Source organism: Salmonella sp. NW38 (assembly GCF_051807745.1).
GTDB lineage: Bacteria > Pseudomonadota > Gammaproteobacteria > Enterobacterales > Enterobacteriaceae > Salmonella > Salmonella enterica.
Genome location: NZ_JAMMTO010000002.1, coordinates 194716 through 210267, shown reverse-complemented (window position 1 = coordinate 210267; position 15552 = coordinate 194716). Strand labels below are relative to the sequence as shown.

Here is a 15552-nt window from a genome sequence, read left to right as displayed (position 1 = left end):
GATGAAGGGGGCCTGCTCTGGCCCCCTTCACAATCTTACTCTTTATCGCCCAGCAGTACGGATTCCAGTGCGATTTTGATCATGTCGTTGAAGGTCGTCTGACGTTCAGCGGCCGTGGTCTGCTCGTGGGTACGGATGTGGTCGGACACGGTGCAGATGGTCAGTGCTTTCGCGCCAAACTCAGCCGCAACGCCGTAGATGCCCGCCGCTTCCATCTCTACGCCCAGTACGCCGTATTTTTCCATCACGTCGAACATTTCGCCGTCCGGAGAGTAGAACAGGTCAGCGGAGAACAGGTTGCCTACGCGCGCGTCTACGCCCAGCGCTTTTGCCGCGTCAACCGCGTTACGTACCATGTCGAAGTCAGCGATAGCCGCGAAGTCATGATCTTTAAAACGGATACGGTTCACTTTGGAGTCGGTGCAGGCACCCATACCGATCACCACGTCGCGCAGTTTGACGTCCATGCGCACAGCGCCGCAGGAGCCGACGCGAATGATTTTCTTCACGCCGAAATCGGTGATCAGCTCTTTGGTGTAGATGGAGCAGGACGGGATACCCATACCGTGGCCCATCACGGAGATCTTACGGCCTTTGTAAGTCCCGGTGAAACCTAACATGCCGCGAACGTTGTTCACTTCGCGAACATCTTCGAGGAAAGTCTCAGCAATGTGCTTCGCGCGCAGCGGGTCGCCCGGCATCAATACGACGTCAGCGAAATCACCCATTTCTGCATTAATATGTGGAGTTGCCATCTTCAGTTCCCTTTAAATTTGTTGTTATTGCCTGATGGCGGCTACGCCTTATCAGGCCTACAAAACGTCTGTAAAAACAGTGAAATACCCTAAGGATTTCGCGTTGTAGGAAGGCGACGAATTCGTGAATCCCCGGGAGCATAGATAAACTATGTGACCGGGGTGAGCGAATGAAGTCAACGCATCTACAGCGCGAAAGACAACGGGTATCACAGCATGTTTTTACCGTAGTCCATCGGCGATGTACCAAAGTAGGTCGCCAGCGTCTGGCCGATATCCGCGAAGGTTTCACGGTGACCTAAAGAGCCCGGTTTGACTTTTGGACCGTAGATCAGCACCGGAATGTGCTCACGGGTATGGTCAGTACCGGTCCAGCTCGGGTCACAGCCGTGGTCAGCGGTCAGGATCAGAATGTCATCTTCCCCCACCAGCTCCATCAACTCCGGCAGACGGCGGTCAAACAGTTCCAGACCTGCGGCGTAGCCCGCGATGTCGCGACGGTGGCCCCAGGAAGAGTCGAAGTCAACAAAGTTGGTGAAGACGATGGTTTTATCGCCCGCTTCTTTCATCTCTTTGAGGGTCGCGTCGAACAGCGCGTCCAGACCGGTCGCTTTCACTTTCTTAGTGATGCCGCAGTTGGCGTAGATGTCGGCAATCTTACCGACGGACACCACGTGGCCCTGTTTTTCATCGACCAGTTTCTGCAGCACGGTCGGCGCTGGCGGTTCTACGGCCAGGTCGTGACGGTTGCCGGTACGCTGGAAGTTACCGGCCTTGTCGCCGATAAACGGACGCGCGATCACGCGGCCAATGTTGTAGCCGCCTTCGGTCAGCTCTTCACGGGCGATTTCGCACAGCTCGTTGAGTTTATCCAGGCCAAAGGTCTCTTCGTGGCAGGCAATCTGGAACACGGAGTCAGCGGAGGTGTAGAAAATCGGCTTGCCGGTTTTCATGTGCTCTTCGCCGAGCTGGTCCAGAATAACGGTACCGGAAGAGTGGCAGTTACCGAGATAGCCCGGCAGGTTGGCGCGTTTTACCAGCTTATCCAGCAGTTCCTGCGGGAAGCTGTTTTCGTGGTCGCTGAAGTAACCCCAGTCGAATAGCACCGGCACGCCAGCGATTTCCCAGTGGCCGGACGGCGTATCTTTGCCGGAGGACAGTTCGTGCGCCCATGCGTATGCGCCAATAACGTCCGCGTTGCCGTCCATGCCAGCGGCAATTTTACCGGTAGAGCCTTCATGCGCTTTCACCAGCCCCAGACGAGTCAGGTTAGGCAGATTCAACGGGCCCTTACGGCCATTGTCAGCTTCGCCTTTGGCGCAAGCTTCTGCGATGTGGCCCAGAGTGTCGGAACCTACGTCGCCAAAACGATCCGCGTCTTCAGTAGCGCCGATGCCGAATGAGTCCAGCACCATAATAAATGCACGTTTCATATCTTCTCCGTACTTAGTGCTTCAAAAATAATTGATCAGATCAGTATACAACTATTCAGTAATTCGACGATAGACCGAAGGTGTGCTTGCTGGCGCTTTATCGTCAAGGATAATTGCCGCTTTGACGGCCTTCGCCGCTTCCTGCCAACTGGTTTCGTCTTTGGCATGAATCACCGCCAGCGGGCGCTGCCCGTCGATGCTGTCGCCCAGACGGGCCATGTCGGTAAAGCCAACGCTGTAATCAATGGTGTCAGACGCCTGACGACGGCCGCCGCCCATCGAGACGACCGCCATCCCCAGCGCACGCGTATCCATTGCGCTGATAAACCCTTCGGTATCAGCATATACCGCTTTGCTCAACATGGCGGTCGGCAGGTATTTATCGTAGTTCTCAACGAAATCGCTCGGCCCTTTCTGCGCGGCCACCATACGACCAAAGACTTCTGCCGCTTTACCGTTATCCAGCACCGCCTGCAGTTTGGCACGCGCTTCGGCGTCGTCTTTCGCCAGCTGGCCGGAGATCAGCATCTCCACACATAGCGCCATAGTGACGTCAAACAAGCGCGGATTGCGGTATTCACCGGTCAGGAACTGCACGGCTTCACGCACTTCCACCGCGTTACCGGCGCTTGAAGCCAGCACCTGATTCATATCGGTTAACAACGCCGTAGTGCGAACTCCCGCGCCGTTTGCCACGCCGACAATCGCTTCAGCAAGGGCTTCAGAAAGTTCATAGGTTGGCATAAACGCGCCGCTGCCGACTTTGACGTCCATTACCAGCGCATCCAGCCCTTCGGCCAGTTTCTTGGCGAGGATGGAACCAGTGATCAGCGGAATAGAGTCCACCGTCGCGGTAATATCGCGGGTGGCGTAAAAACGTTTGTCCGCCGGTGCAAGCGAGCTGGTTTGCCCAATAATCGCCACACCCACGTCTTGAATAATTTCGCGGAAACGGTTGTCGTCCGGGAAGATGTCGAAGCCCGGGATCGCTTCCAGTTTATCGAGCGTACCGCCGGTATGTCCGAGGCCGCGACCGGAGATCATCGGTACATAACCGCCGCAGGCCGCTACCATTGGCCCCAGCATCAGAGACGTCACGTCCCCTACGCCGCCGGTCGAATGCTTATCGACAATCGGGCCATTGAGATTCAGGCTTTTCCAGTCAAGGACAGTACCGGAATCCCGCATCGCCATGGTCAGCGAAACACGCTCCGGCATGGTCATATCGTGGAAGAAGATGGTCATCGCCAGGGCGGCAATCTGCCCTTCAGAGATAGTATTGTCACGAATACCATTGATAAAGAAACGAATTTCTTCGTCACTCAACGCATGACCATCACGCTTTTTACGAATAATTTCTTGTGCGAGAAACACGGTACCCTCCTGAGGGAAAAGAGTAGAAGGCTTACATCGCCGGATGGCGGTTAACGCCTTATCCGGCCTACAGGCCTGGATTTGTAGGCCGGATAAGCGCAGCGCCATCCGGCAAATCAGAGCTTAGTAGCTGCTGGCGCTCTTACCGTCGCCGTGACCCAGCGCTTTCAGCAGGCTTGCCAGCAGGCTGGATGCGCCAAAGCGGTAGTGACGAGAATCTGCCCAGTCAGCGCCAAACAGTTCGTCTGCAATCGCGAGGAATTTCTGCGCGTCTTCCGCCGTACGTACGCCGCCCGCCGGTTTGAAGCCAACGGTTTTGGAAACGCCCATGTCGCGGATCACTTCCATCATGATGCGCGCGCTTTCCGGCGTAGCGTTTACCGGCACTTTACCGGTAGAGGTTTTGATGAAATCCGCACCGGCTTTAATGGAGATTTCAGAGGCTTTACGAATCAGCGCCTCTTCTTTCAGCTCGCCGGTTTCGATGATCACTTTCAGCAATACGTTCGCTGCGGCACAAGCGTCTTTACAGGCTTTTACCAGGTCAAAACCCACCTGCTCGTTACCGGCGATCAACGCACGGTACGGGAATACCACGTCCACTTCGTCAGCGCCGTAGGCGATCGCCGCACGGGTTTCCGCCAGCGCAATATCGATGTCATCATTGCCATGCGGGAAGTTAGTCACCGTTGCAATGCGGATGTCCGGCGTACCTTGTTCTTTCAGAGTCTTACGCGCAATCGGGATAAAACGCGGGTAAATACAAATCGCCGCCGTATTCCCGACCGGGGTTTTTGCCTGATGACACAACGCGATCACTTTTTCATTGGTGTCGTCATCGTTCAGAGTGGTCAGATCCATCAGTTTGAGCGCACGCAGGCTGCTTGCTTTTAAATCAGTCATGACATTCTCCAACGGCATTGCCGTATAAAATTTCACCTTGCGAGTCTGTTAATATTCTAACATTCACTCGCGATTACACTTCGATATACATCACAGTTAATGAAAACTACGTACAAATTTGCATTACTGTAATGAGATCTGAATCAAATTATCCCGCCGTCACCGTCTGTTCTTCGAGCGATAAGCGCATCAGGATCAAAGTCGGTTTGCCGCCATTTTCTACAATAGCGCATCGTCCCGGCATAAAGAGGAAACGAAGATGCCTGCCTCATGCGAAACTGCGCTCCAGCAGCGTTGCCAGCAAATTGTGACCAGCCCGGTGCTCACGCCTGAACAAAAACGCCATTTTCTGGCGCTGGAAGCTGAAAACGCCCTGCCTTATCCCACCCTGCCGGAAGATGCCCGCCAGGCGCTGGATGAAGGCGTCATTTGCGATATGTTTGAGGGGCACGCCCCCTTCAAACCGCGCTACGTGTTGCCCGATTACGCCCGATTTCTGGCTAACGGTTCACAGTGGCTGGAACTGGAAGGCGCGAAAGATCTGGATGATGCGTTATCCCTACTCACCATTCTGTATCATCACGTACCTTCCGTGACGTCCATGCCGGTTTATCTCGGCCAGCTTGATGCGTTGCTGCAACCGTATGTTAGAATTCTAACACAAGATGCGATCGATATTCGAATAAAACGTTTCTGGCGTTATCTCGACAGAACGCTGCCAGACGCCTTTATGCATGCCAATATTGGCCCTGCCGATACGCCTGTCACACGAGCGATTTTGCGCGCTGATGCCGAGCTAAATCAGGTGGCGCCTAACCTGACGTTTATCTACGATGCGGAAATTACGCCGGACGATCTGCTGCTGGAGGTCGCCAAAAACATTTGCGAATGCAGTAAGCCACACATTTCCAACGGCCCTGTAAATGATAAAATTTTCACAAAAGGCCATTATGGCATCGTCAGTTGTTATAACTCGCTACCGCTTGGCGGCGGCGGCAGTACGCTGGTACGTCTCAACCTGAAAGCCGTGGCAGAACGCAGTACGTCTGTCGATGACTTCTTTTCACGCACGCTACCGCACTACTGCCGACAGCAGATCGCCATCATTAATTCACGATGTGAATTCCTCTATGAAAAGTCACATTTCTTTGAGAATAGCTTTCTTGTACAGGAAGGTTTGATCGATCCCGAACGTTTTGCGCCGATGTTCGGTATGTACGGGCTGGCGGAAGCCGTGAACCTGCTGTGCGAAAACGCGGGCCTGACCGCCCGTTACGGCAAGAATGAAACGGCGAACGAGCTGGGCTACCGTATCAGCGCCCAACTGGCGGATTTCGTCGAAAATACGCCAGTGAAGTATGGCTGGAAGCAACGGGCGCTGCTCCATGCCCAGTCTGGCATAAGTTCCGATATCGGCACTACGCCGGGCGCGCGTCTGCCGTATGGCGATGAACCGGACCCTATCACCCATTTGCAAACCGTCGCACCGCACCATGCCTTTTATCATGCCGGGATCAGCGACATTCTGACGCTGGACGAAACCATCAAGCGTAATCCGCAGGCGCTGGTTCAGCTTTGTCTTGGCGCGTTCAAAGCCGGGATGCGGGAATTTACCGCCAATGTCAGCGGCAACGATCTGGTGCGCGTCACCGGTTATATGGTGCGCCTGTCGGATCTGGCGAAATTTCGCGCCGAAGGCTCGCGCACGAATACCACCTGGCTGGGAGAAGAAGCCGCACGTAATACCCGCATCCTGGAACGACAGCCACGCGTAGTCAGCCATGAACAACAGATGCGCTTTAGTCAGTAAGATCATTGCGTTTTCCTGCGTCGATGGGCCAGGCAGCCGCCTGGCATTATTCTTACAGGGCTGCAATTTGCGCTGTAAGAATTGCCATAACCCGTGGACGATGGGACGCTGTAACGACTGCGGGGAATGCGTATCGCAGTGTCCGCATCACGCCCTCAGCGTTGATGGCGGGAAAGTGGTATGGCGGTCGGACGTCTGCGAGCAGTGCGATACCTGCCTGAAAATGTGCCCACAGCGGGCAACGCCAATGGCGCAAACCATGAGCGTTGACGATGTGCTGCGTCATATTCGTAAAGCATCGCTGTTTATTGAAGGTATTACCGTCAGCGGCGGAGAGGCGACCACGCAATTACCGTTTATTGTGGCGCTATTTACGGCGATCAAAGCCGATCCGCAGTTACAACGGCTGACCTGTCTGGTGGACAGTAATGGTCAGTTAAGCGAGACCGGCTGGCAAAAACTACTGCCGGTTTGCGACGGCGTAATGCTCGATCTGAAAGCCTGGAAGAGCGAGTGTCATCACCGTCTGACCGGACGTGATAACACGCATATTAAGCGCAGTATCCGCTTTCTTGCTGCGCGGGGAAAACTGGCGGAGCTGCGGTTGCTGGTTATCCCGGGTCAGGTGGACTATGCGGCGCATATCGATTCACTGGCGGCGTTTATTACTTCGCTGGGCGAGGTTCCGGTGCGTTTGAATGCCTTTCATGCGCATGGCGTCTATGGCGAAGCGAAAGCCTGGCCAGGCGCGACGCCGCAAGAGGTGGAACAGCTGGCTGACGGATTGCGCGCGCGTGGGGTGGCGAAACTGATTTTGCCGGCGCTATATTTGTAAGCGTCACCTGCCGGACAGCGGCTGCGATGCCCTCAGAGCCGAAACAAGGTAATGGTATTGCGATACAGCGTATCGGCTATCACCTCTGCGGGCTCCGGACGTAATTCGCAGAGCGCATCAAATACTCGCGCCGCCTGCTCCGGGCGATTCGGCTGCCCCTGAAACCCCTTTAGCGGCATATCCGGCGCATCGGTCTCCAGCAACAGCGCGTCCAGCGGCAACCGCGCCATAACATCACGGGTTTTACTGGCGCGCGGGTAGGTGATGGTGCCGCCGACGCCGATTTTATAGCCCAGTCGCACAAAGCGTTCGGCCTGTTGCAGACTGCCGGCAAAACCATGCACCACACCGGTTCGCGGCAGATCCTGGCGCTTTAAGTGCATCGCCAGTTTGTCATGCGTGCGCCGCGAGTGCAGGATCACCGGCAGATCGTAGCGTTTTGCCAGTTGCAGCTGCGCGTCTAAAAATCGCTCTTGCCTGGTGAACTGCGGATCGTCGCGATAAAGATCGAGACCGATCTCGCCTACCGCCACGACGTTCTGTTGTTGCGCCAGCGCTTGTTGCAGCTTATCAGGATCGTCATCGGCATGACGCTCAATCACAATGGGGTGCAATCCCAGCGCAGCATAAAGCGACGGGAAACGCGCCGCCAGCGCCAGCACGCGGGGAAAGTGCGCCGCCTCGGTCGCCGGCACGATGATTTTTTCAACTCCCGCCTCACAGGCACGCTGAATACTGGCGCGCTCATCGCCCGTAAAGGGCGGGAAATCAAAATGGCAGTGTGTATCAATAAAGCGCCAGCTCACGCCAGATCCTCGTCGGTAAATGTGGTGTCGTTTGCCTGCGGCGCGCTAATGACCTCCGCCACATGCGTATCATTGGCCACCGGCGCCGGAGGCACGACCACCGTTTCCGGCACGGCAATCCGCGACGTATGGCGCAAGAGAGGCGGCGTTGCGGCGAGCAATTTACCAACGGTGGCAAGGAAATAACGCCCGCATAATTGCCCGGTTTTGTAATCCTCACGCAGCGCCGGGATACGGCTGCCCAGCGCCATGCTGTGCAGCGGTTTCGGCGGATAAATTTCAATGATCCGCAGCTTACCCGGCGGCTTTTCAATAAATTGTTGGATCGCGCTGTAGGACGTTTCATGATGCTGCACCAGGTTGACCAACGGCTGTAGACTGCTCTCCCCCAGCCAGCGCTCCATACGCTTAAACCACTGCGGCGTGTAATACATTTGCGAGGGTACGGTGCGGATCACCACAATGGTTTTCGCCCCCCGCTTTGCCGCCTCCTGAACCGGAATGGCGTCGCTAATGCCACCGTCCAGATAGTTGATGCCCTCTAACGTAACGCCGGTACGGTAGAAACCCGGTATGGCGCTGGAGGCGCGAATGATATCAAGCCAGTTTTGTTTTGTCGGCGAAAAATAGCCCGGCGTGTAATCATCCCCCCGGCAGGCGCACATATAAAAGGATTTTCCGCTGTCGAACAGGCGCGCTGCGGTATCCATCTGCAGCGGCATTCGGGCGGCGGTGGATTCCACCAGCCAGTCGAGGTCAATAAGGTTTCCTCCGCGTACAAATCGCAGCGGATCAAAAAATTCGCGCCTGGTGGTATAGCGCATAATGACTTTACGCCCGTAGCCGGGCTGGTTGCAGAGATACGCCGAGAGATTTTGCGCACCGGCTGATGTGCCGAAGTAGAGATGGAAAGGATTAAACTGCGCGCGCATAAACTCATCCAGCACGCCTGCGGTAAAGATGCCCCGCTGCCCGCCACCCTCGCAGACCAGCGCCATACGGCCTGGCCGGAACGGTGTTAATGATAACGGCGCAATATTGCCGAGCGTAACTGGTATTCGCTGGCCCACCTCTGCCTTCCTGTTTTTCATTTTTTTCCAGGCTGACAAGGTAACGCAAAACGTTAACGGCTAAAACCGTAAAAGCCAGTCCGCTGGACTGGCTTGATAGCAATATATCTTTACAGCTGCCTGCTAGGGTCGTTTACGGCCCATGAACAGGCTGACCAGGAAGAGCACGATCCCGACGACGAAGACGATTTTCGCCGCGCCGGCAGCCGTACCAGCCAGTCCACCAAAACCCAATGCGGCGGCAATTAACGCGATAACCAGAAATATAATGCCCCAACGAAACATAAGCCTCTCCTTTACCATAGTTAATGTCGACCGCTAAATATGAGCGCTCAGGCTACTCATTCGCGATATTTTTAGTGTGGTGCACATTACGCCTCCCGACAAACGTCGGGAGGACGAATTACGACGAATTACTGAACTTTCAGATCGTTTTTAACACTTTTTACGCCATCAACGGCTTTCGCGATGCTTTCAGCGCGGTCGCTTTGTTCCTGAGTTTCAACAGTACCGGAGAGCTGTACAACGCCATCGGTCGTTTCCACTTTTACTTTACGGGAAGGGACGAGATCGTCCGCCAGCAACTTGGCTTTGACTTCACTGGTCGTGGCCGTATCACCGGCATAACCTTTCACGGAACCTTCTTTATTGTCGCGAACGTGAAGTTTGTCGCTAACGGAGGTCACGCCTTCTACGCCTTTCGCCACTTTCACGGCGGCTTCAGCCTGCGCCTGACTTTCTACAAAGCCGCTCAGGGTGACGACTTTCTGATTGGTTTCGACAGAAATATCGGTGCTTTTAATATTGTCATGGTCTACCAGCGCAGCTTTTACTTTCGCAGTGATGGCGCTGTCATCCATGAAGTTACCGACTTTATTCATAGAGCTATCGACTTTTTGCCCTGCGGTTTCGGTTCCGCTTTGCGCCTTGTCCGTTGTTGCGTTTTCTGCAAAGGCAGAACCTGTCGCAACGGCAGAGGTCAACATTACGGCCAGCAGAGTTTTAGAAATCTTCAGTCTTGTCATAGTCATCGATTTTGTCCTGTATAGTTTGCTCGTAATTTGAGCTCAGGCAACACGAGGTTGCATTGCTGAATGCGGTGAAACTCACCGGTTTCTGAAGTCAATGACTGGCATCACATTCGTGAATTTGTAACGACGCGTCGCCTGCCACCCTTCCGTTTCAGTTATTAATATCGTGACTGAAACAAATCTCAGCTTTAAGCTCTCATATTCACGCATTGAACAGGCATTAAAGCCGACATTTATGTCATCACTTTGTTAAATATAGATCACAATTTTAAAATCGCTTGTCGGTGCGTATAAAAAACAGGCAGATCGGAGAAAAAACGCGGGATTTAAGAACATTCCGTAAGCGGTTAAAAAGGCAGGGAAAGTACGAAGGCGCGGCGGATGCCGCGCCCGGAAAGGGATCAGTGTTCGCGCGTTTTACGGAACTGAACGTCAGGGTAACGTTCCTGGGTCAGGTTCAGGTTAACCATCGTGGGGGCGATATAGGTGAGGTTGTCGCCGCCATCCAGCGCCAGCTGCGTTTCATTCTTACGCTTAAACTCTTCGAATTTCTTCGCATCGGCGCTTTCCACCCAGCGCGCCGTCGCCACGTTGACGGATTCATAAATCGCCTCAACGTTGTATTCGCTTTTCAGACGCGCGACAACAACGTCAAACTGCAAAACGCCCACGGCGCCGACAATCAGATCGTTGTTGGAGATGGGACGGAATACCTGAACCGCCCCCTCTTCAGAAAGCTGCACCAGCCCTTTCAGTAGCTGCTTCTGCTTGAGCGGATCTTTCAGGCGAATACGACGGAACAGTTCCGGCGCAAAGTTCGGGATACCGGTAAACTTCATCATCTCGCCCTGAGTGAAGGTATCGCCGATCTGAATGGTGCCGTGGTTATGCAGACCCAAAATATCGCCCGGGTACGCTTCTTCAACGTGCGAACGATCGCCCGCCATAAATGTTAACGCGTCGGAAATCACCACATCTTTGCCGGTACGGACCTGGCGTAGCTTCATGCCCTTCTCATACTTACCGGAAACCACGCGCATAAACGCCACGCGGTCGCGGTGTTTCGGATCCATATTGGCCTGAATTTTAAAGACAAAACCGGTGAATTTCTCTTCCGAGGCTTCCACTGTGCGGGTATCGGTTTGACGCGGCATCGGCGCGGGTGCCCACGCCACTAAACCATCCAGCATATGGTCAACGCCAAAGTTACCCAGCGCGGTACCGAAAAATACCGGGGTAATTTCCCCTGCCAGGAACAACTCTTCATCAAACTCGTTAGACGCGCCCTGCACCAGTTCCAGCTCGTCGCGCAGTTGCTGCGCCAGGTCTTCACCGACGGCGGCGTCCAGATCCGGGTTATTCAGCCCTTTAACGATGCGCACTTCCTGAATGGTGTGGCCCTTACCGGTCTGATACAGATAAGTTTCATCTTTATAAAGGTGATAAACGCCCTTAAACAGCTTGCCGCAGCCAATCGGCCAGGTGATCGGCGCGCAGCCGATTTTCAGCTCATTCTCGACTTCATCCAGCAGCTCCATCGGGTCGCGGATATCACGGTCGAGTTTGTTCATAAAGGTCAGGATTGGCGTATCACGCAGACGGGTAACTTCCATCAGCTTACGAGTCCTGTCCTCAACGCCTTTTGCGGCGTCGATCACCATCAGACAGCAGTCCACCGCCGTCAGGGTACGGTAGGTATCTTCGGAGAAGTCTTCGTGCCCCGGGGTGTCCAGCAGGTTCACCAGACAGTCGTGATACGGGAACTGCATCACCGAGGTGGTGATAGAGATACCACGCTGTTTTTCCATCTCCATCCAGTCAGATTTTGCATGTTGGCTGGAGCCACGGCCTTTTACCGTACCGGCGGTCTGAATCGCCTGTCCGAACAGCAACACTTTTTCGGTAATGGTGGTTTTACCGGCGTCCGGGTGAGAAATAATGGCAAAAGTGCGGCGTTTGGCCACCTCTTGCAAATAAGGAGACAACGTCATAGTCAAATCTTCTTGAGTAAGCGCGGCGTTTGACCACGCATGTTGAATACGAAAAATGCGGCTATTTTACCCATCAACCAGGGGGAGGCAATCAGTGTTTACACAGGAGCTGCTCCAGTTCGCTTAATGACGCCACAGTCCAGGTTGGATGAATACCCGCGGGCTGCTCGCGATGATGCGCGTTAAGCCAGCAGGTCGACAGCCCGGCGTTAATGCCGCCAAGAATATCGGACTCCGCGGTATCGCCAACCATTAATACGCGCGAGCGGTCAGGATTCCCCGCCTGCTCCAGGGCGTAGTTAAAGATTTTCGGATCGGGCTTCGCGACGCCAACCTGCTCGGAAATCACCAGCAGATCGAAATACTCGCGCAGCCCGGTGCGCTCCAGACGAGTTTGTTGTAGCGCGGTAAAACCGTTAGTAATAATACCGATTTTAGCCTGCCCGCGAATCACATTAAGTAGCGAAACGGCGCCCGGCAAAGGAGAACAGATCTCCGCCATCGCACTAATAAAAGCGTCATTCAGCAGCCCCGGCGCAACGTTTAGCCGTTCAGCCCAACTTTGAAAGCGCGCGTGCTGCAATTGTAATGAAGTAATCGCGCCGTTCTGATAATCCACCCATAGCGGCTTATTCACGGCCTGGTAATCCTGGAAATCCTCAGCGGTAAAGGTGACGCTATAGTCAAGGAACATCCGCTGTAAGCCGGTGAAAGAATCAAACGTAAACAGCGTTTCATCGGCATCAAAGAAAATCCAGTCCCACTTCATCATTACACCTTGCCTCTTTTATTACATGCTTATCGGTAACGCCATGATGATGGCGTCCTCATGCCCTTGTGCCGTGGGATAGTAATTGCGGCGAATCGTCGCCTCGTTAAACCCCAGACTTTCATACAGCGCGATGGCGGCAGCGTTAGAGGCGCGTACCTCCAGCCATAGCGTTACAACCCCACGTTTTTCCAGTTCATCAATCAGATGCTCAAGCAGCATACGCCCCAGCCCCCGACGCTGAAAATCCGGATCGACGGCAATATTGAACAGCGTCGCTTCGTCCAGCACCACCTGTGTAATAGCAAACGCGGCCATTCTGTCATCAGCGGTCAGCTTAAGGTTGAGATACCGTTCGCCCTGGTTGCCGAAAAACGTTTTTTCGCTCCACGGAAACGCATGAGCGCGTTGCTCAATCTGCCAGGCTGCGGGGAGATCGGTCGTGCTGAGGATAGAAATCGTGTTCATGTTCGCAGATTTGTTGCCATAGTGCGGCGCGTGCCGCCGGGTTTGCCCGGAGTTCATTAAACGCCGGCGTCGTGACCTGAGCGCCTTCGAGTTGGAGCGGCGCGTCAGTTCCTAACCGCCAGCTATTACAACGGCTGCCCTGCGGCAGCATGGCGACGCGCTCAGGCGCCAGGGATAAAACCTGATCGGGACTCACGGTCAACGCGCGTAAAATATCGCGCATTAGCGGCTCGTTCAGCGCGGGTAATTCCTCTGCAACCACGATCAGACGAACGTGCGCGGGAAGGGAAATCGCAATCTCGCCTTGTAGCGCGCCAGGACGTCGCAGCGCCCACTGCGTAATACCCAGTTGCTGTAACTGCCAGTCTCGTCGGGATGTCATAGCGAAACGCTCCTGTAATCAGGGGCGCAAATATAGCAAATCTGTCGAATCTCCGCCATCAAACTACTATAATCGCCGCCAGTCTGAATTAAGGAGCATTCCATGTCTGCTTTTACCCCGGCAAGTGAAGTCTTGCTGCGCCACAGTGATGATTTCGAACAAAGCCGTATTCTTTTTGCCGGAGATTTGCAGGATGACCTGCCCGCGCGCTTTGAATGCGCCGCCAGCCGCGCGTATACGCAACAGTTTCACCACTGGCAGGCGTTCAGCCGCCAGATGGGCGATAACGTCCGTTTTAGCCTGGTCGCGCAAGCCAGCGATGTCGCTGACTGCGATACGCTGATCTACTACTGGCCGAAAAATAAACCCGAAGCGCAGTTCCAGTTGATGAATATTTTGTCGCTGATGCCGTCGGGCGTCGATGTTTTCGTCGTGGGGGAAAACCGCAGCGGCGTGCGTAGCGCCGAACCGATGCTGGCGGACTATGCTCCGCTGAACAAAGTAGATAGCGCGCGACGTTGCGGCCTTTACCATGGTCGTCTGGAAAAGCAGCCGCAGTTTAGTCTTGAATCCTGGTGGGCCGAGTACAACATCGACGGGCTGACCATCAAAACGTTGCCGGGCGTATTCAGCCGCGACGAACTGGATGTTGGTAGCCAACTGCTGCTATCTACGCTGACGCCGCACACCAAAGGTAAAGTGCTGGATGTCGGCTGCGGCGCTGGCGTGCTTTCCGCCGCGCTGGCCAGCCATTCTCCGAAAGTGCGCCTGACGCTGTGTGACGTCAGCGCTCCGGCGGTGGAAGCCAGCCGCGCCACGCTTGCCGCTAATGGCCTTGAAGGCGAGGTATTCGCCAGCAACGTCTTTTCGGAAGTCAAAGGACGTTTTGACATGATCATCTCCAACCCGCCGTTCCACGACGGAATGCAAACCAGCCTCGATGCGGCGCAAACGCTCATTCGCGGCGCAGTGCGCCATCTGAACAGCGGCGGAGAGTTACGCATCGTGGCGAACGCCTTTCTGCCCTATCCTAAGATTCTGGATGAGACTTTTGGCTTCCATGAAGTCATCGCGCAAACCGGGCGCTTTAAGGTTTATCGTACCGTGATGACCCGTCAGGCGAAGAAATAGTTGGCCTGATAAGCGCAGCGCCATCTGGTTGCATGTGCCGGATGGCGGCGCCAGGCGTCTTATCCAACCTACGTCTCGCGCCCATTTTTGCAGCAATCAATCTGTCCCATGCAATTAACTATTGACGAATAGCTGAAAACCACTAGAATGCGCCTCCGTGGTAGTGATTCTTTTCAAGAATCGATGGTATGCGAAGGTGGCGGAATTGGTAGACGCGCTAGCTTCAGGTGTTAGTGTCCTTACGGACGTGGGGGTTCAAGTCCCCCCCCTCGCACCAAAACCACGTTGATATTGCTCGCACTGGGCGAAGGTGGCGGAATTGGTAGACGCGCTAGCTTCAGGTGTTAGTGTTCTTACGGACGTGGGGGTTCAAGTCCCCCCCCTCGCACCAACGAGGCGATATCAAAAAGTAAGATAACTGTGCGAAGGTGGCGGAATTGGTAGACGCGCTAGCTTCAGGTGTTAGTGTCCTTACGGACGTGGGGGTTCAAGTCCCCCCCCTCGCACCAATTATCTTATCCTTCCTTTGTCTCTTCATTTTCATCCCTGATTCCAGTTCATCATTGCCAACATCATGCCGCCAATAAGCGCCATACACGATGGCAGCAGTACAAAATGCCGTAATTGTTTGTGATACAACATCAGCGCAGACAGTAGCAATCCTGATACAATCAACAGCTTCAGCGCATAAGCTGACAGGCCGATAAACGCCAGTCCAACGATAATCACTCCAGGCAATAATACGCCCCATCCGCTGCCTAACGTTCGCTGCAACATGGTTTCACCTCTGGAAT

At 54.5% G+C, this 15552-nt stretch carries 16 protein-coding genes and 3 tRNA genes; 6 read left to right on the top strand and 13 right to left on the bottom strand.

Annotated elements, in window-relative coordinates; genetic code table 11:
- Positions 1-35 precede the first annotated feature (35 nt).
- The 4 genes from deoD to deoC all read right to left on the bottom strand — a co-directional run bounded on the left by deoD (position 36) and on the right by deoC (position 4465).
- A complete protein-coding gene (gene deoD / locus NA624_RS04825; protein ID WP_000224864.1) occupies positions 36-755 on the bottom strand; it encodes a purine-nucleoside phosphorylase in 720 nt (239 codons plus the stop codon).
- A gap of 209 nt (positions 756-964) precedes the next feature.
- On the bottom strand, positions 965-2188 hold the full coding sequence (deoB, locus tag NA624_RS04820; RefSeq protein WP_000816452.1) for a phosphopentomutase: 1224 nt from the start codon (positions 2186-2188) through the stop codon (positions 965-967).
- A gap of 51 nt (positions 2189-2239) precedes the next feature.
- A complete protein-coding gene (deoA, locus tag NA624_RS04815; protein ID WP_000477840.1) occupies positions 2240-3562 on the bottom strand; it encodes a thymidine phosphorylase in 1323 nt (440 codons plus the stop codon).
- Between the two features lie 123 nt (positions 3563-3685).
- Positions 3686-4465 (bottom strand): deoxyribose-phosphate aldolase, encoded by a 780-nt coding sequence (deoC, locus tag NA624_RS04810; RefSeq protein ID WP_001519713.1) that lies wholly within the window; start codon positions 4463-4465, stop codon positions 3686-3688.
- A gap of 259 nt (positions 4466-4724) precedes the next feature.
- Here deoC and NA624_RS04805 point away from each other — a divergent pair, with 259 nt between their 5' ends.
- Both NA624_RS04805 and NA624_RS04800 read left to right on the top strand, forming a co-directional pair.
- Positions 4725-6275 (top strand): YjjI family glycine radical enzyme, encoded by a 1551-nt coding sequence (locus NA624_RS04805; RefSeq protein WP_001111695.1) that lies wholly within the window; start codon positions 4725-4727, stop codon positions 6273-6275.
- Positions 6247-7110, top strand: a complete 864-nt coding sequence (locus NA624_RS04800) for a YjjW family glycine radical enzyme activase (RefSeq protein ID WP_001064951.1) — start codon at positions 6247-6249, stop codon at positions 7108-7110. The genes NA624_RS04805 and NA624_RS04800 overlap by 29 nt, the downstream gene beginning before the upstream one ends.
- Before the next feature lie 32 nt (positions 7111-7142).
- Here the strand turns inward: NA624_RS04800 and NA624_RS04795 are convergent, their stop codons facing one another.
- The 8 genes from NA624_RS04795 to NA624_RS04760 all read right to left on the bottom strand — a co-directional run bounded on the left by NA624_RS04795 (position 7143) and on the right by NA624_RS04760 (position 13627).
- Positions 7143-7916, bottom strand: coding sequence for a metal-dependent hydrolase (locus NA624_RS04795; RefSeq protein WP_000119014.1), 774 nt, complete (start codon positions 7914-7916; stop codon positions 7143-7145).
- Positions 7913-8986, bottom strand: a complete 1074-nt coding sequence (locus NA624_RS04790; RefSeq protein WP_000531540.1) for a patatin-like phospholipase family protein — start codon at positions 8984-8986, stop codon at positions 7913-7915. The genes NA624_RS04795 and NA624_RS04790 overlap by 4 nt, the downstream gene beginning before the upstream one ends.
- Positions 8987-9109: 123 nt before the next feature.
- Complete coding sequence (locus tag NA624_RS04785) at positions 9110-9271, bottom strand: DUF1328 domain-containing protein (protein ID WP_000490276.1); 162 nt, start codon at positions 9269-9271, stop codon at positions 9110-9112.
- 128 nt (positions 9272-9399) lie between these two features.
- Positions 9400-10017: a molecular chaperone OsmY gene (gene osmY / locus NA624_RS04780; RefSeq protein WP_000178963.1), complete on the bottom strand. Its 618-nt coding sequence runs from the start codon at positions 10015-10017 to the stop codon at positions 9400-9402.
- Between the two features lie 401 nt (positions 10018-10418).
- Entirely contained in the window at positions 10419-12008 is a 1590-nt protein-coding gene (gene prfC / locus NA624_RS04775) for a peptide chain release factor 3 (RefSeq protein ID WP_000175965.1), read from the bottom strand.
- A 91-nt stretch (positions 12009-12099) separates the two neighbouring features.
- On the bottom strand, positions 12100-12777 hold the full coding sequence (gene yjjG / locus NA624_RS04770) for a pyrimidine 5'-nucleotidase (protein ID WP_000870687.1): 678 nt from the start codon (positions 12775-12777) through the stop codon (positions 12100-12102).
- A gap of 21 nt (positions 12778-12798) precedes the next feature.
- On the bottom strand, positions 12799-13245 hold the full coding sequence (gene rimI, locus NA624_RS04765) for a ribosomal protein S18-alanine N-acetyltransferase (RefSeq protein WP_001092435.1): 447 nt from the start codon (positions 13243-13245) through the stop codon (positions 12799-12801).
- Positions 13190-13627, bottom strand: a complete 438-nt coding sequence (locus NA624_RS04760; RefSeq protein ID WP_000204003.1) for a DNA polymerase III subunit psi — start codon at positions 13625-13627, stop codon at positions 13190-13192. The genes rimI and NA624_RS04760 overlap by 56 nt, the downstream gene beginning before the upstream one ends.
- A gap of 102 nt (positions 13628-13729) precedes the next feature.
- Here NA624_RS04760 and rsmC point away from each other — a divergent pair, with 102 nt between their 5' ends.
- The 4 genes from rsmC (at position 13730) to NA624_RS04740 (ending at position 15267) form a co-directional block, all read left to right on the top strand.
- A complete protein-coding gene (gene rsmC / locus NA624_RS04755; protein ID WP_001272284.1) occupies positions 13730-14758 on the top strand; it encodes a 16S rRNA (guanine(1207)-N(2))-methyltransferase RsmC in 1029 nt (342 codons plus the stop codon).
- Positions 14759-14948: 190 nt separating this feature from the next.
- Positions 14949-15035 (top strand) — tRNA-Leu (locus NA624_RS04750).
- A 27-nt stretch (positions 15036-15062) separates the two neighbouring features.
- A tRNA-Leu gene (locus NA624_RS04745) sits at positions 15063-15149 on the top strand.
- Positions 15150-15180: 31 nt separating this feature from the next.
- Positions 15181-15267, top strand: a tRNA-Leu gene (locus NA624_RS04740).
- A 31-nt stretch (positions 15268-15298) separates the two neighbouring features.
- Here the strand turns inward: NA624_RS04740 and NA624_RS04735 are convergent.
- Positions 15299-15535, bottom strand: a complete 237-nt coding sequence (locus NA624_RS04735; RefSeq protein WP_000941879.1) for a DUF1435 domain-containing protein — start codon at positions 15533-15535, stop codon at positions 15299-15301.
- Between the last annotated feature and the right edge of the window lie 17 nt (positions 15536-15552).

Excerpts from the sequence above, each read along its gene's own strand:
- osmY (WP_000178963.1), bottom strand. The coding sequence starts at position 10,017 with ATGACTATGACAAGACTGAAGATTTCTAAAACTCTGCTGGCCGTAATG.
- deoC (WP_001519713.1), bottom strand. The coding sequence starts at position 4,465 with ATGACTGATTTAAAAGCAAGCAGCCTGCGTGCGCTCAAACTGATGGAT.
- rimI (WP_001092435.1), bottom strand. The coding sequence starts at position 13,245 with ATGAACACGATTTCTATCCTCAGCACGACCGATCTCCCCGCAGCCTGG.
- rsmC (WP_001272284.1), top strand. The coding sequence starts at position 13,730 with ATGTCTGCTTTTACCCCGGCAAGTGAAGTCTTGCTGCGCCACAGTGAT.
- NA624_RS04735 (WP_000941879.1), bottom strand. The coding sequence starts at position 15,535 with ATGTTGCAGCGAACGTTAGGCAGCGGATGGGGCGTATTATTGCCTGGA.
- deoB (WP_000816452.1), bottom strand. The coding sequence starts at position 2,188 with ATGAAACGTGCATTTATTATGGTGCTGGACTCATTCGGCATCGGCGCT.
- NA624_RS04760 (WP_000204003.1), bottom strand. The coding sequence starts at position 13,627 with ATGACATCCCGACGAGACTGGCAGTTACAGCAACTGGGTATTACGCAG.
- NA624_RS04785 (WP_000490276.1), bottom strand. The coding sequence starts at position 9,271 with ATGTTTCGTTGGGGCATTATATTTCTGGTTATCGCGTTAATTGCCGCC.
- deoD (WP_000224864.1), bottom strand. The coding sequence starts at position 755 with ATGGCAACTCCACATATTAATGCAGAAATGGGTGATTTCGCTGACGTC.
- NA624_RS04805 (WP_001111695.1), top strand. The coding sequence starts at position 4,725 with ATGCCTGCCTCATGCGAAACTGCGCTCCAGCAGCGTTGCCAGCAAATT.
- yjjG (WP_000870687.1), bottom strand. The coding sequence starts at position 12,777 with ATGAAGTGGGACTGGATTTTCTTTGATGCCGATGAAACGCTGTTTACG.
- prfC (WP_000175965.1), bottom strand. The coding sequence starts at position 12,008 with ATGACGTTGTCTCCTTATTTGCAAGAGGTGGCCAAACGCCGCACTTTT.
- NA624_RS04800 (WP_001064951.1), top strand. The coding sequence starts at position 6,247 with ATGAACAACAGATGCGCTTTAGTCAGTAAGATCATTGCGTTTTCCTGC.